The 14,913-nt window shown below is 31.8% G+C and carries 17 protein-coding genes; 11 read left to right on the top strand and 6 right to left on the bottom strand.

Annotated features, from left to right (window positions below):
- The first annotated feature begins 6 nt into the window (after window positions 1-6).
- From HA141_RS08375 to HA141_RS08340, 9 genes are all read left to right on the top strand, one after another.
- On the top strand, window positions 7-4,107 hold the full coding sequence (locus HA141_RS08375) for a DNA-directed RNA polymerase subunit beta' (protein ID WP_209118755.1): 4,101 nt from the start codon (window positions 7-9) through the stop codon (window positions 4,105-4,107).
- Between the two features lie 53 nt (window positions 4,108-4,160).
- Window positions 4,161-4,313, top strand: a complete 153-nt coding sequence (locus tag HA141_RS08370) for a high light inducible protein (RefSeq protein ID WP_011863593.1) — start codon at window positions 4,161-4,163, stop codon at window positions 4,311-4,313.
- Window positions 4,314-4,342: 29 nt separating this feature from the next.
- Window positions 4,343-5,389 (top strand): 23S rRNA (adenine(2503)-C(2))-methyltransferase RlmN, encoded by a 1,047-nt coding sequence (gene rlmN / locus HA141_RS08365; protein ID WP_209118752.1) that lies wholly within the window; start codon window positions 4,343-4,345, stop codon window positions 5,387-5,389.
- A gap of 66 nt (window positions 5,390-5,455) precedes the next feature.
- Window positions 5,456-5,581 (top strand): hypothetical protein, encoded by a 126-nt coding sequence (locus tag HA141_RS09760; protein ID WP_257473174.1) that lies wholly within the window; start codon window positions 5,456-5,458, stop codon window positions 5,579-5,581.
- 18 nt (window positions 5,582-5,599) lie between these two features.
- A complete protein-coding gene (locus HA141_RS08360) occupies window positions 5,600-6,367 on the top strand; it encodes a HEAT repeat domain-containing protein (protein WP_209118750.1) in 768 nt (255 codons plus the stop codon).
- A 150-nt stretch (window positions 6,368-6,517) separates the two neighbouring features.
- A complete protein-coding gene (locus HA141_RS08355; protein ID WP_209118748.1) occupies window positions 6,518-6,733 on the top strand; it encodes a DUF2997 domain-containing protein in 216 nt (71 codons plus the stop codon).
- The gene (locus HA141_RS08350) at window positions 6,720-7,112 is read left to right on the top strand and encodes a DUF1257 domain-containing protein (protein ID WP_209118746.1); all 393 of its coding nucleotides are present in this window, start codon (window positions 6,720-6,722) and stop codon (window positions 7,110-7,112) included. Before HA141_RS08355 ends, HA141_RS08350 begins: the two co-directional genes overlap by 14 nt.
- A gap of 9 nt (window positions 7,113-7,121) precedes the next feature.
- Entirely contained in the window at window positions 7,122-7,481 is a 360-nt protein-coding gene (locus HA141_RS08345; protein WP_209118744.1) for a ferredoxin, read from the top strand.
- Window positions 7,482-7,491: 10 nt separating this feature from the next.
- Window positions 7,492-8,685 (top strand): aldo/keto reductase, encoded by a 1,194-nt coding sequence (locus HA141_RS08340; protein WP_209118742.1) that lies wholly within the window; start codon window positions 7,492-7,494, stop codon window positions 8,683-8,685.
- Window positions 8,686-8,687: 2 nt separating this feature from the next.
- Here HA141_RS08340 and rsmG read toward each other — a convergent pair whose 3' ends face one another.
- Window positions 8,688-9,401 carry a 16S rRNA (guanine(527)-N(7))-methyltransferase RsmG gene (rsmG, locus tag HA141_RS08335; RefSeq protein WP_209118740.1) on the bottom strand — a complete coding sequence of 238 codons (714 nt, stop codon included), beginning with the start codon at window positions 9,399-9,401 and terminating at the stop codon, window positions 8,688-8,690.
- Window positions 9,402-9,490: 89 nt separating this feature from the next.
- Between rsmG and HA141_RS08330 the strand changes: the two genes are divergently transcribed.
- Window positions 9,491-9,931 carry a J domain-containing protein gene (locus HA141_RS08330; protein WP_209118738.1) on the top strand — a complete coding sequence of 147 codons (441 nt, stop codon included), beginning with the start codon at window positions 9,491-9,493 and terminating at the stop codon, window positions 9,929-9,931.
- A 15-nt stretch (window positions 9,932-9,946) separates the two neighbouring features.
- Window positions 9,947-10,204 (top strand): DUF3143 domain-containing protein, encoded by a 258-nt coding sequence (locus HA141_RS08325; RefSeq protein ID WP_209118736.1) that lies wholly within the window; start codon window positions 9,947-9,949, stop codon window positions 10,202-10,204.
- A gap of 8 nt (window positions 10,205-10,212) precedes the next feature.
- On the opposite strand, the gene bioA is transcribed toward HA141_RS08325, so the two are convergent.
- From bioA to HA141_RS08300, 5 genes are read right to left on the bottom strand one after another with little or no spacing between them, the layout of a single operon-like run.
- Window positions 10,213-11,514 (bottom strand): adenosylmethionine--8-amino-7-oxononanoate transaminase, encoded by a 1,302-nt coding sequence (bioA, locus tag HA141_RS08320; RefSeq protein ID WP_209118734.1) that lies wholly within the window; start codon window positions 11,512-11,514, stop codon window positions 10,213-10,215.
- Window positions 11,515-12,180: a dethiobiotin synthase gene (gene bioD, locus HA141_RS08315; protein WP_209118732.1), complete on the bottom strand. Its 666-nt coding sequence runs from the start codon at window positions 12,178-12,180 to the stop codon at window positions 11,515-11,517. It lies immediately after the preceding gene.
- Window positions 12,177-12,935: a methyltransferase domain-containing protein gene (locus HA141_RS08310; protein ID WP_209118730.1), complete on the bottom strand. Its 759-nt coding sequence runs from the start codon at window positions 12,933-12,935 to the stop codon at window positions 12,177-12,179. The genes bioD and HA141_RS08310 overlap by 4 nt, the downstream gene beginning before the upstream one ends.
- Before the next feature lies 1 nt (window position 12,936).
- Window positions 12,937-13,641 carry a hypothetical protein gene (locus HA141_RS08305; RefSeq protein WP_209118727.1) on the bottom strand — a complete coding sequence of 235 codons (705 nt, stop codon included), beginning with the start codon at window positions 13,639-13,641 and terminating at the stop codon, window positions 12,937-12,939.
- On the bottom strand, window positions 13,638-14,777 hold the full coding sequence (locus HA141_RS08300; protein ID WP_209118725.1) for an aminotransferase class I/II-fold pyridoxal phosphate-dependent enzyme: 1,140 nt from the start codon (window positions 14,775-14,777) through the stop codon (window positions 13,638-13,640). Before HA141_RS08300 ends, HA141_RS08305 begins: the two co-directional genes overlap by 4 nt.
- Window positions 14,778-14,913: the final 136 nt, after the last annotated feature.

Raw genomic sequence — 14,913 nt, 5'->3', positions numbered from 1 at the left:
AAAACCATGACATCATCTAAACCTAAAAAAAATTCTAGAGTTCGTAAAACTACTAAAAACTCAAAAAAGAATATTCCAGTTACTATGCCTGCCTTAGCCAAAACTCCTCCGTCATTCAAGAATAAAGTAGTTGATAAGAAAGCTTTAAAAAATTTAGTTTCTTGGGCTTACAAAACTCATGGTACTGCTATAACTGCTGCAATGGCTGATAATTTAAAGGACTTAGGATTTAAATATGCTACTCAAGCTGCTGTTTCTATTTCAGTAGATGACTTAAAAGTTCCTGAAGCTAAACAAAATTTGATAGGGCAAGCTGAAGAGCAAATTTCTGCTACAGAGGAATGCTACAGACTTGGTGAAATAACAGAAGTGGAGAGACATACAAAAGTTATAGATACCTGGACTGAAACTAATGAGAGATTAGTCGATGCTGTTAAAAATAATTTCAACCAAAATGATCCTCTAAATTCAGTTTGGATGATGGCTAATTCAGGCGCAAGGGGTAATATGTCTCAGGTAAGACAACTTGTTGGTATGAGAGGATTAATGGCTAATCCTCAAGGCGAAATTATTGATCTTCCAATAAGAACAAACTTTAGAGAAGGTCTCACTGTTACTGAATATGTAATTTCATCTTACGGAGCAAGGAAAGGGTTGGTGGATACTGCTTTAAGAACTGCGGATTCTGGCTATTTGACCCGAAGGTTAGTTGATGTCGCCCAAGACGTAATTGTTAGAGAAGAAGATTGTGGAACGGAACGATCAATAGTTGTTGAAGCTGAAGATGGTAAATTCGAAACAAGGCTTCTTGGGAGACTCACCTCTGAAGATATTTTAGATTCTGAAGGTAATTTAATTATTCCTAAGAACACTGCAATTGATCCTTCATTGTCAAAAGAAATTGAGAAAGCATTAATTACAAAAGTCAATATAAGATCACCATTAACATGTGAAGCTAATAGATCTGTATGTAGGAGATGTTATGGATGGGCTTTGGCTCATAATCACTTGGTTGACTTAGGTGAAGCAGTTGGCATCATTGCTGCTCAATCTATTGGAGAGCCAGGAACTCAATTGACAATGAGAACTTTCCATACAGGAGGTGTATCAACTGCTGAAAGTGGAGTAGTAAGATCAAAGATTTCCGGTAAAGTTGAATTTAGCTCAAAAGCAAAGATTAGAGGTTATAGAACTCCACATGGCGTAGAAGCTAAACAAGCAGAAGTTGACTTCATACTAAAAATAATTCCTCAAGGAAATAATTCTAATAAAGCTCAAAAAATTGAAGTTTCGAGTGGATCTCTTTTATTCGTTGAAGATGGTGAAGAAATTAATTCTGACATAACAGTTGCTCAGATTACTGTTGGAGCAGTAAAAAAGAGCGTTGAAAAAGCTACAAAAGATGTTATCTGTGATTTAGGCGGTCAAGTCAGGTATGACAAGGTTATTCAACCAAAGGAAGTTACAGATAGGCAAGGAAATATTACTTTAAAAGCTCAAAGATTAGGTAGATTGTGGGTACTTGCAGGTGATGTCTATAATTTACCACCTAATGCAAGACCAGTTATCTCATCTGGAAAGTTTGTAAATGAACAAACTGTTTTAGCAGAGGCAAGTCAAGCAAGTGAGTTTGGCGGACAAATTCGATTAAGAGATTCAGTAGGAGATTCAAGAGAAGTTCAAATTGTTACCACTTCAATGTCCATAAGCAATTTTAAATTAATTGAAGAATCTACACACTCAGGTCAAATATTTAATTTGGAATCTAATGATGGAACTACTTATCGTTTAAATGTTTCGCCTGGTAATAAAATCAGTAATGGTGAAGTCATAGCAGATTTAACTGATGAAAGGTTCCGTACAAAAACTGGAGGATTAGTAAAATACTCTCCGGGATTAAGTGTTAAGAAGGCAAGATCATCTAAAAATGGTTTTGAAGTAAGTCATGGCGGAACATTGCTTTGGATTCCTCAAGAGACACATGAAATAAACAAAGATATTTCTCTTCTAATGATTGAAGATATGAAATGGATTGAAGCAGGAACAGAAGTAGTAAAAGATATATTCAGTCAAACATCAGGAATTGTTACTGTAACTCAGAAAAATGACATCCTCCGTGAAATAACTGTTAGAAATGGAACTTTTCATGAGTGCGACGATGAAGAGGTTTTGAATAGATTTACAGAAGAAGGTAATTTAGTAAATCCTGGTGAAAAGATTTTAGATGGTATTGATAATAACGAAATTCTATTTGTGCAGAAAATAGAAACCTCCAAATGTAAAGGCCTATTATTAAGAACTGTAGAGGAGTTTACTATACCTGATGAAGCAGAATTACCAGAATTATCTCATGTTAAGCAAGAAAAAGGACCACATTTAGGTTTAAAAGCTATCCAAAGACTGACCTATAAAGACGGTGAATTGATAAAATCAGTTGAAGGAGTTGAACTTCTTAGAACCCATTTGAGAGTCGAAAGCTTTGATGCTACTCCTCAAATGACAATTGATGTCGAGTCGATTGAAGATAAACATGATGCATCTATAAATAGGTTAAATTTAGTAATTTTAGAGTCTATTCTTGTAAGAAGAGATACGATATCTGACTCTAGTCATGGCTCAACTCATACAGAATTGCAAGTCAAAAATAATCAAACAGTTAAAGCAGGAGATGTAATAGCAACCACTCAAATTCTTTGTAAAGAAAAGGGATTGGTTCAATTGCCAAATGCTGTTGATGATGAGCCCATAAGAAGGATAATTGTTGAAAGAGAACAAGATAAAATTCAAATTAAGATAAGCAGTAAAGCAGTCGTTAAAATTGGTGATCGAGTAGTTGATGGTGATCCTGTTAGTGAATCAGAGAAGTCCACTTCTTGTGGAGAAATCGAAGAAATTTCTAAGAGTTCAGTAACACTTAGACTTGGCAGGCCTTATATGGTTTCTCCTGACTCTGTTTTACATGTTAAAGACGGAGATTTAGTTCTTAGGGGAGATGGTTTAGCTTTACTTGTGTTTGAGAGACAGAAAACTGGGGATATTGTTCAAGGATTGCCACGAATTGAAGAGTTGTTAGAAGCTAGGAGACCCAGAGATTCTGCAATTTTATGTAAAAAATCAGGAATTGTTCAGATTAAACAAGGTAATGATGAAGAATCAGTTTCTTTAACTGTTATTGAAAAAGATGATTTAGTTAATGAATATCAACTAACAATTGGAAAAAATATAATGGTTAGTGATGGACAACAAGTTTCAGGTGGAGAGACTTTAACTGATGGGCCAATAAATCCGCATGAATTATTAGATTGCTATTTCAGCGATTTAAAAGATGTAAAACCTTTAATTGATGCTGCTCGAGAATCTATTTCAAAACTACAAAGAAGTATGGTGAATGAAGTTCAAAACGTCTATAAGTCTCAGGGTGTTTCAATTGATGATAAACATATTGAGGTTATTGTAAGACAAATGACAAGTAAAGTCCGTATAGAAGATGCTGGGGATACTACTCTCTTACCAGGTGAACTTATAGAATTGAGGCAAGTGGAAGATACAAATCAAGCAATGGCAATTACAGGAGGAGCCCCAGCAGAGTTCACCCCTGTTTTGTTGGGTATAACTAAAGCTTCTCTCAATACAGATAGTTTTATATCAGCAGCTTCATTCCAAGAAACTACAAGGGTTCTCACAGAAGCTGCAATTGAAGGTAAATCTGATTGGTTGAGAGGTTTAAAAGAAAATGTTATTATCGGAAGATTAATACCTGCAGGCACTGGTTTTAGCGGATTTGTAGAGGAATTAGCTTCAGAAGCTGGTCCTCATCCTGATATCCTTGCGGAAGAATCTGGTGGATATAGAAGAGCACAGAACTTAAGACCAGATTATACAGTTGATATGCCACAATCACCTGCAGTAAGTTCTACTGCAATACTTGATGATCCTAGCGATGAAGATTTGGAAACTACTCGTAACAGACATGGAATAGATCCTTCTTCAAGTAATTTCGCTGCTTTTGCAAGACCAAGTGCTGAAAATCAATTTTCTGAAGATCAATTACCAGATCCTGCAGCATTAGAGGGATTACAGGAGGAGGGCCTTCTTTCTGATGAATAAATATTATCTATTATTATTTTTAGTTACTAGAATAAATTTTTAATTTACGAGTGATGATTAAGCCAGAGATTGTTCCCAAAAGAAAATTACCTCGTTATGGATTCCATTTTTATAATGAAAGACTTAATGGAAGAATGGCCATGATTGGATTTATTGCACTTATTCTTACAGAATTCTTTTTAAAACATGGTTTGCTGTTATGGTAAAAATAGTTCTGAACTAAAGACTTCATAATTTGAAAAATCTTCTTGGAAGTAGTATTAAAGATTTAGAAAATATAGCTTTAGATTATGGTCAGGCTGCTTTTAGAGGACGCCAAATTTACAGTTGGATATATAATTATAAAAATAAGAATAAAAATATAGAACAAATAGAAGTTTTACCTTTAGATTTTAGAAAAAAATTAAAGGATGATGGTTTTAAAGTAAACGAACTTTGTTTTCAAGAAAAAATATTGGCTAATGATGGCACTCTAAAGTTATTACTTTCTACAGGTGATCATGAAAGTATTGAATGTGTCGGCATACCAACTGAAAAAAGACTAACTGCATGTCTTTCGAGTCAAGTTGGATGCCCTATGGACTGTAAATTTTGCGCGACTGGGAAAGAAGGATTGAAGAGATCTTTAAAAGCGAGTGAAATCCTAGATCAAATTTTATTTATTGAAAATGTAATGAATAGAAAAGTGACTAATATTGTGTTCATGGGAATGGGTGAACCATTGTTGAATATTGAACAATTGCTTCTTTCAATAAGATCCATAAACGAGGATTTTCAGATTAGTCAGAGAAAGATAACTGTAAGCACAGTTGCTGTTCCAAAAATGATAAGTAAATTATCAGAAAAGTCTTTTCAAATTTTAGGTAATTGTCAATTTACATTAGCAATAAGCCTACATGCTTCAAACCAAAAAATAAGAGAAACGATAATACCAAGTGCTAAAAACTACAAGATCAGAAACATAATTGAAGATTCTAAGCAATTTGTAAAAGATACTGGTCGGAGGGTAAGTTTTGAATATCTAATGCTTAGTGGGGTTAATGATAAGTTAGAACATGCTAATGAATTGACAAATTTGCTAAAAGGTTTTCAATGTCACGTAAATCTAATACAGTACAACCAAATTGATGAGGTTGAATTTAAACGAGTATCTTTAAAAAATCTTCAATTATTTCAATCTAGACTTTCTAATAATGGCATTGCTGTTAGCCTCAGAAAAAGCAGAGGTCTAGACAAAAATGCTGCTTGTGGTCAGTTAAGACAAAATGCAAAAAATAAATGATAACCAAGGAAAAATTTTTAAAAGTATATTAAACAGGTTATTATTGACTTAATTAATTTTAAATCTTTGGGTTTTATTAAGACAAAAGTTTTACCTTTCGCTATCGTTGCACTTTTTGGGATTGCCTTCTTTGCAGTTAGTGCAAGAATTTGGTTGCCAGGAGATATGATGTCGCCTGCCCCCATGAATTAATATTTTTAGTATTTGAAAATGACACAAAATAAGGATCCTAAAAAAGAAAGCCTTGCTGAAATTGCAGTTGATCCAGATATTTTGGCTAAAGAATTGGCTTTAGAGATTGAAATAGATCCTTTAGAGCAAATTGATGAAGATAATTTTTCAAAAGGTTTAAACATAACTCAAGAGTGCAATGAAGCTTTAAAAATGCTTGAAGGCAACAGAGAAGAGAGAATACAAGGCTTAAGAATATTTTGTGAATATAGAGATAAAAGATCTTTCCCCCTTTTGTTACCATTACTCGATCAACCTTGTCCTGTTGAGAGAATGAGTGCAGTATATGCTTTAGGTCGTAATCCATGCCCTAGCGCAGTTAAGAAACTTGTCAGTCTATTGGAGACTGATGATAATGCTTATGTGAGAAGGGCAACTGCGTGGAGCTTAGCTAATTATGATGACCAAATTGTTTTAAAGCCATTAATTAGTGCTTTAAAGAATGATGTGGCTGCAGTAAGGTTATGGTCATCTAGTTCTTTAGCTGAAATTGGAAATGTTTCTTTCGAAAACGCTCAGTTAGCAGCAGAACAACTTTTTATAAGTTTAAAGATTGATAATGAATCTGGTGTAAGAAGTAATTGCATCTGGTCATTGTGCAGGCTGTATGAAAAATTAGATAATACATATCAAGAAAGTTTCGTTGATGAATGTACCAAAATAGCCCTTTTCGATAAGGAGCCATCTGTTATGGAAGAAGCAAAAACAGCCTTGGATTCAATGGGTATGCAAGGTTTTTATAATTAAAAAAACTAAATTTTTTTACTAGAACTTTGCAAAAAAAAAATTATTTATCAGATATTCAATATAAAAATTAAAATTATTTAACTTGTACCAACTGAAACAAAATATTTTCGTTATTCTATATAAAGTAAAAGTACTAAGTACTTGAATTTAATGCCTCAAAAAACATTGAGATTCAAAATTCATCAAGACGGAAGGGTTGAAGAGACTGTTGAGGGATTTATTGGTAATTCATGCAATGAAGCTACAAAGAATCTCGAAAACGCTCTCGGTAAAGTAACAGTAATGAATAAAACATCTGATGCTTTCCTCTCTAATCAAAGTGAAAACTTAACACAATTAAATAACGAATCTAATGTCACATTTTAGTACGATTAAAACCCAGCTCAAAGAAGCAGAGCCATTAATTAAAGCTTTAAATCATTTCGGTTATAGTATTAATCAAGAAGATAAGTTTGTAAAAGGATATAAAGGTCAATTCACAGCCGTTGATATAAGCATGAATTTACCTGGTGATACCCAAGTTGGATTTAAATGGGATAATAATTCTAATGCATATGAATTAGTTACTGACCTTGATCTATGGAAATTTGAGATTCCAGTAGAAAGATTTATCTCTAAAGTTACACAAATGTATGCTTACCAAACAATTGTTTCTAAAACTCAAGAAGATGGATATCAAATCGTAGAGCAAAAAAATAAAAATGATGGTTCTATTGAATTGGTCTTAACTAAGTGGGAAAACTAATGCCAAGATATGGATTTTACGGATCCATTTCATAATACCGAAGAAAATATTGAGATTACAGGCTATGAGCCCGTTTTGGGTGGTAAGTTAGCCGAAAAAGCTGTATGGGTTGATGAAGCAAAGTGTATTGGTTGTCAGTACTGTGTTCACGTCGCTTCGAACACTTTCACTGTTGATGAATTTCATGGTAGAAGTCGAGCTATTAGGCAAGATGGAGATAGCTCTGATGTTATACAAGAAGCAATAGATACATGCCCTGTTGATTGTATTCATTGGGTCAAATTCGAAGAATTAGATGATCTAGAGAATAGTCTCGATAGGGATATGTTTCAAACATTTGGAAAGCCACCGAGAATGAATAAGCACTAATATACAAAAGATGCAATATCGTAGATTTGGTAGAACCAATCTGAAGATTCCTATTTTATCTTTGGGTGGCATGAGATTTCAAAAAAGTTGGGATCAATTAGATTTCTCTGAGATTTCTTATAAAGAACAAAACAAAGTAGAGAATATTTTGAAACTGGCTAACAAATATGGCCTTAGTCATGTCGAAACTGCTAAGTATTATGGAACTTCTGAGGTGCAATTAGGAATGGGGTTTCAAAATACTAAAACAATTCCAAATATTATTCAAACAAAGGTCCCACCAAATATTGATCCGGAAATTTTTGAGAAAGATGTTTTGACTAGTATTGAAAAATTGAAAGTTAACAGAATTGACTTGCTTGCAATACATGGGATCAATACTGATGAGCATTTACACCAATCTGTTAAAGATGGAGGTTGTATTGACATTTTAAGAAATTTTCAAAAACAAAATTTAATAGGTTCAATTGGATTTTCGACGCATGGAAAATCTTCGCTAATTGAGAAGGCTATTTCAACAAATTTATTTGATTATGTAAATTTGCACTGGTATTTCATTAATCAGGAAAATGCAAAGGTTATAAATTTAGCAAATAAGTATGATCTTGGGGTTTTTATAATAAGTCCTACTGATAAAGGAGGACATCTTCATACTCCCTCAAACAAAATGTTGGAACTTTGTAGACCACTTCATCCTATAGTTTTTAATGATCTTTTTTGTTTAAGAAATAATAATGTCCATACCATTAGTGTGGGTATCGCAAAAGAGACAGATTTTGATCTTCATTTAGAAGCTGTTTCGTTGTTATCAGAATCCGATAAGTATGTTCCAAATATAATAAATAGATTAAGGCAGGAATCAATTAATGCTTTAGGTCTAGAGTGGCACCAAAATTGGAATAGAAATCTACCGAGTTGGGAATATACTCCTGGTAATATTAATATTCCCGTTTTGCTATGGCTTTCTAATTTAATAGAGTGGTTGGATATGGATGGATTTGCAAGAGCTAGATATCAACTGCTTGGGAATGGCAGTCATTGGTTTCCAGGATCTAATTCTAATTTACTCGATGTGGATGTTTCTGAAGGGCAATTATTGAAAGTATTAGAAGGTCATATAAACCCAAAAAAAGTTATAAAAAAATTGAGAAATTTAAAAGAAAAGTTTGGAGATAAGAATGCTAAAAGATTATCAAGAAAATAATTTCATAATGGATTTTTTTCAGGTTTGCCAACTTTTCTTGGGTAAATTTCAGGACAAAAATTCTTTGGTTGAATAAGAATAATATTTCGGGTGCCTTTATTTCTTGGTAATAGTATCTCTTTTTTATCTTTAACTTTCCCTTCTAATATTTCTAAAGTTTTATCTAGATTTTTGCTTTCTTGATTCGTCCATTTGCCACAATATAAAACTCCAAACCCTTCTTTTTTTAACATTGGTAGTATATATTCTGAAACTGTTGATGGATTACTAACCGCTCTAGTTGTTGCAATATTAAAATTATTTCTCATTGACAGTTGGTGGGCTAAATTCTCAATACGATCATTGATTACATGAATATTGTTTTTGAAATTGATCTGCTCAACTAAAATTTTTATTGCATCTGTTTTCTTTTTCAAAGAATCAATTAGGTAAATCTCAGAATTAGGATGAGTTATTGCATAAGCTAAACCTGGGAAGCCACAGCCTGATCCAATATCTAAAAATTTTTTATTATCAAAATTAATATTCGTGAAAGCTTTGAATGGCCAAATGCTGTCAAAAACTTGAGATACCCAATAATCATCACCATCAGTTAATCTTGTGAGATTGGTCTTATTATTTAATTCTTTAATTTTAATTTGTAACTCTTGAAATAAATTTATTTCTTCTTCAGTTATTAAGGAAAGAATTTCTTCTGGAATGTTTTGTTTTTTCATTTCGTTATTAATATGAATTTTAACCATCCATTAAATACATTCTATTTAGTAAAAATTTATTAGAATTACAATATTAATAAAAGATTATTTTGAAAAGGGAAACTTCCTATTACAAAATTTTAGGTGTAAATGAAAATGCATCCAATCATGAATTAAGAAAGGCATTTTGTAAACTTTCTATTGAGTTGCATCCCGATACAACTTCATTAGAAATAGACGTTGCTAAAAGTAAATTTCAAGAAGTTCTTGAAGCTTATGAACATTTAAATAATAGTAATTTAAGGAAAATATATGATGACAAACTAAAAGAAAACTCTAGGATTAAAAATAATACTAATGTTTTAAATAATTTAGTAATCGATTCTAATAATCAAAATTTAATAGGAAATAGAAGACCTTTTTCGAATGGAGAATTGTTTTCTTTGTTCCTTTTAATTATCATCATTTCTATAAGTTTAATTGGTTCGATTTTTATTGCTTCTATTACTGGAAAAGAATTAGAGACAATACCGCTTTGGCTAATTAAATAATTTTAAAAAAAGTCTGTGAATCCCTCTAAAAAACCTATCAATCAAAATTCACTGCAATCATTGGAATTGTGGCTAACTGGTTTAGGTGCTGTGAAGGATATTAATAATCCATCTAAATGGTATCTGTTACTTTCAAATTGGAATGCAACTATTATTTTTGAACAAGAAGATTTAAGTGTTACATGGGAAAGTGAAGGACAAGAAACTAAAAGACTATTTTCCTACTGCATTAATAGAGAAGATGTGGAAAATGCAATATTGCAGGGACCTTAAACTTCTATCTAAAGATTGTCTAAGATATGCCTTATTATCCAGTAACTTTTGCCCAATTGATCATCTGTTATACAGAGAGGCGGCAAGAGGTAAATAACATTCCCAAGGGGCCTAATGAATAAACCTTGCTCCATTGCAAGACTCTTAATTTCTTTCCCAATATTATTGAAATAACCTTTTTTGTTTCCCATATCTAAATCGAAGGCAGCTATTGTGCCGGATACCCTAACCTTCTTTATATAAGGTAAGTTTTTAAATTTAATTAGATGAGATAAATGTTTTTCTTCAAATGAAAGGTATTTTTGTGGTTCTTTTTCTAATAAATCAAGGCTAGCGTTTGCTGCAGCACAACCTAAAGGATTAGCAGTAAAACTATGTCCATGCCAAAAAGTTTTTCTTGGGGAATCATCAATAAAGGATTGAAAAATTTTTTCTTTACATAAAGTTATTCCCATCGGTAAAAATCCACCAGTTAAACCTTTTGAAATACTCATTAAATCAGGAATGATTTTTGCCTTTTGAAAAGCAAAAAGGGTTCCACATCTTCCAAACCCAGTCAATACTTCATCAGCAATTAACAAAGAATTATTATTTTTTATAATTTCTGAAACTTTTTTTATAAACTGAGGCCTAACCATATTCATCCCTCCTGCTCCTTGAACAAGTGGCTCAAGGATTACTGCAACTGTGGGAGTTTTAAGAAGAGTTTCTAATTTTTGGATCGCCTTATTTTCTTTATTTTCTACTTCTTCATCGTTCATCCAAGTTGAAGGCCATGGGACTCTTCTAACTGGGAACATAAGATTATCGAAATTCTCATTAAAAATATTTCTTTCACCTAAAGCCATTGCGCCAAATGTATCGCCATGATATGCCCCATCAAAAGCTACTATTTGAGTTCTTGTCTCCCCTCTATTTTGCCATGATTGGAAGGCAATTTTTAAAGCGACTTCAACTGCAGTAGAACCGTTATCAGAAAAGAATAATCTTTCTAGTTTTGTTAATTCACTAAGTCTTTCAGCTAATTTTTTTGCCTGTGGATGTAAGAAATCAGCAAATATAACTTGCTCAAGTTTTTTTGATTGATCAAAAATAGCATCCGCAATATATTCGTTACTATGACCATGAAGAGTTACCCACCAACTACTAATTGCATCTATTAGTTCTTTCTTAGGATCTTTAGTAAATAGGAGGGCATCTTTACCACGAGTTACTTCTATCTGCGGTTTGCTGTTATTGATTTGCGTAAAAGGTGGCCAAATATTTGGGTGCCAATCTTGATTTGGAGTTTTTGAATCCAAAGATTTCATTTAACTTATTTTTGAGTTTAATAGTGAGATCAACTTATTCTTGATGTCTAGTTCTTTCCATAGTATATCTAAATTATTTGAGTCCATTTTTTTGATGTAAGGAAATTCAGCAATTAAAGGAATACCACTAAAATCAACTAGAGTTTTTGGATTATCTAGGTGTTTTTCGCCATTGACTACTAAACCTAAAATCTCAATATTTCTTCGTTTTAAGGCCTCAATACTAAGCAGGGTATGGTTAAGAGTACCAAGTGAGCTCTTACATACAAGTATTACCGGAAGATTCCATTCTTTTATTTGATCTATTTGCAAAAAATTGCGTGTTATTGGAACCATTAATCCACCTGCAGTTTCTATAATTAGTGGCCCTTGTACTTTTGGCAATCTCAACTTGTCAAAGTTAATAGCTTTTTGATCTATTTCAGCAGCCCAATGCGGAGAAAGAGGTTTTGTAAAGACATAAGCTTCTTTGATTATTTTCTCTTTACTTACTTGTGCAAGTTGTTCTACAGTTTGACTATCAGTTTGCGATTCAATCCCACTTTGAATAGGTTTCCAATAAAAGGAATTTAATCCTTTAACGAAAAAAGAGCTTATTAAAGTTTTTCCAATATCAGTATCTGTTCCACAAATTATAAATTTGAAAATACTATCCTGAATCCTCATAATTTCTTTATGATTTGAATCTCAACTTGCCATGAAAGGTTCACTGTATTATTGTAATTCTTTGGCCAAAACTTTTGAATTTCCTTTAACTCTTTCACTGTTTTGCGTTTACAGTTTGTTGATTGTGCTCCTACATTTTTAATGCTTCTAAAAAGTTTATATACATCTTCAAAATTTTCAAGATAATTAAACCGTTTTGAATAATGTATTTCAGTTGATTTGAAATCTTTTAATAATTCTTTAGAACAAAGGAAATTAAGACCACTATATTCAATATCAATTTCTTTACAAGTATCTTTCCATTCAGGAAAACAATCTTTTGATGGATATGAAATGATTAAAAAACCTCCAGGTGTTAATTTGTTAAACCAATTTTTTATTATCTTTTCTGGGTTGTTTAACCAATGTATGCAAAAGTTAGATGTTAATAGAGAACAGTTATTTATTTCAGAAGGTAAATCATTATTCAAATCCCATAAAATTTTTTTTCTAGATAATTTATTCTCAAGAAGCATTTTCTTGCTGAAATCAATTCTGGATACTTTTTGGGGAGAAATTCTTTCTATTTCATCTGCTAATAGTCCTGGTCCTGATCCTAGATCTATCCATTCACCTTTTTTTTGAGGATTTAATTCTTTGATAAGATGAACAATCTTTTTTGCAAAAAATTTCTGAATATTTGAATGCTCTAAATACCGATATGCAGCATCATTAAAATTATTTTTTATTTTCTCATTCCACTTTTTACTATTCATTTCAATTGTTAAGCGTATTACGTAAGATCTCGTATAAATTTAAATTATTCAAGCAATGACCTTGTTGAGCTAATTTAATTAAAATTGGCTTCCTTTCAAGTGTTTTATTTAAGGAATCTAAAAAGTTATTATTTGATTCGTTGTCAAGAATTAAATCATTTTCTGATTTTATAAAAATAATTTTGCAATTTTTTCTTAAAAATACTGGAAAATCTCTATTGATGTAAAGTTCTTTTAAATCACTTAAAAGAAGAGTTTTATTTAAACTCTCTAGACTTTTATAAAAGATATTTTTAAAACTATTATTCATATGATTTGGCATAAATGATCTATATATAAATTCTTTCAACATATCCTTAGGTTCATCTTTTATGATTTTTGTTTCCATTCTTTTTAGAGACCTCAAAATAAAGTTTCTCTTATTACTAAAAGGAAGAAAATTATTAAAAGAATTTATAAGAACAATATGAGTTGCTTCTTTTAAAATTTTTTTTGGCATTAAATGAAAACCAAATGAATGGCATAAAGTCATTCTGATTTCTTTTTTAGATTCGCTTTCAATCCATTTTGCTTGATAATTATTTGTCGAAAAATAGCCCCTGTCATTATCTTGCCAATGCCAATTATTATTTAAAAAATCAACTTTATAATCATCCCAGAAATATTTATTTAGTCCCCAACCATGTTGAGTAATAATTTGTTTCATTTAAACTCTTTTAATACTGCAATGAAATTATTTAGCAGATTAAAGTCTAAGTTTCTTCGTATTGTTATTCTGATTCTTGATTGCCCCACTGGAACAGTTGGAGGTCTTATCGCAATTGCTAAAAACCCTTTTTCTTCGAGATATTTTTGTAGATAAATTGCTTTCTCTTCTTGGCCAACAATAATTGATAAAATGTGAAAATCTCCCTGAACTGGAAAACTAAAATTTTTAATAATTTCATCTTTCCATACATTTGCAGAAGATAACAAATCATTCCCCCATTCTTTATTTTCTAAAATTTTTTTTAAACCTTCTAGCGCCCCAGCAGCTAAAGATGGCGCAAGTGCGGTTGTATACCTAAATGCACCACTTGTTTGGATAAGATATTCTCCAATCTCTGAATTGGAAGCTATGAAAGCTCCACCGCTTCCAAATGCTTTTCCAAAAGTTCCAGTAATCATAGTTATATCTGAACGACAATTAAAACTTAAACCCCTGCCTTCAGGTCCCAAGATTCCAATTGCATGAGCTTCGTCAACTAATAATTGTACACTATTTTTTTTGCAAATTTCCGTTATTTCTCTGAGCGGGGCAATTGATCCCTCCATGCTATAAAGAGATTCAACAACAACTAAAATGGAATTTTTTGTGGGGTTAGATTTAATAATTTTATCTTCTAAATCTTTTAAATTATTGTGTGAGAATCGAACTAGTTTTGCTTGAGCAGCTTTGACTCCAACCAATAAAGAGTTATGGATCAATTTATCTGCTATTACGATACTATTTCTGTTTGCTAAAGCCTGGATAGCGGCTATATTTGCTTGAAATCCGCTTGGGAAAAGTAATACTTTCTCTTGATCAAGCCACTTGGCAAGTTCTGTTTCTAATAATTTATGGATTGGTCTTGAACCTGTAATAAACCTAGAGCTTCCTGAACCAAAGCCTTCTAACAAGCTTATTTCGTAAGCAGCTTTTATTAAATCCTTGTCCCTGCTTAATCCAAAATAATCATTACTGCATAAGTCTATAAGTTTTTTATTTTGCGAATTTAAACTTAGAAGTTCGAAGGATTTTTTACCTAAAGAAAATGTTTTTAATTCACGGATTCTATTTTTTGGAATTTTTACTTTTTTCATTTTGGCAAAATAAAATATATTGGATTTAATTAAAAAGATTTAGATTTACTTTTAAAGTTTGCAAGGTATTTTTTGTTTATTAATATCTATATAGATCATATATTAAGAAGTTAACTCATCCTCTCTTCAATCACAA

This window comes from Prochlorococcus marinus XMU1402 (assembly GCF_017696205.1).
Lineage (GTDB): Bacteria > Cyanobacteriota > Cyanobacteriia > PCC-6307 > Cyanobiaceae > Prochlorococcus_A > Prochlorococcus_A marinus_AC.
The sequence above is the reverse complement of the archived record's forward strand: the minus strand, read 5'-3'. Positions and strand labels throughout refer to the sequence as shown.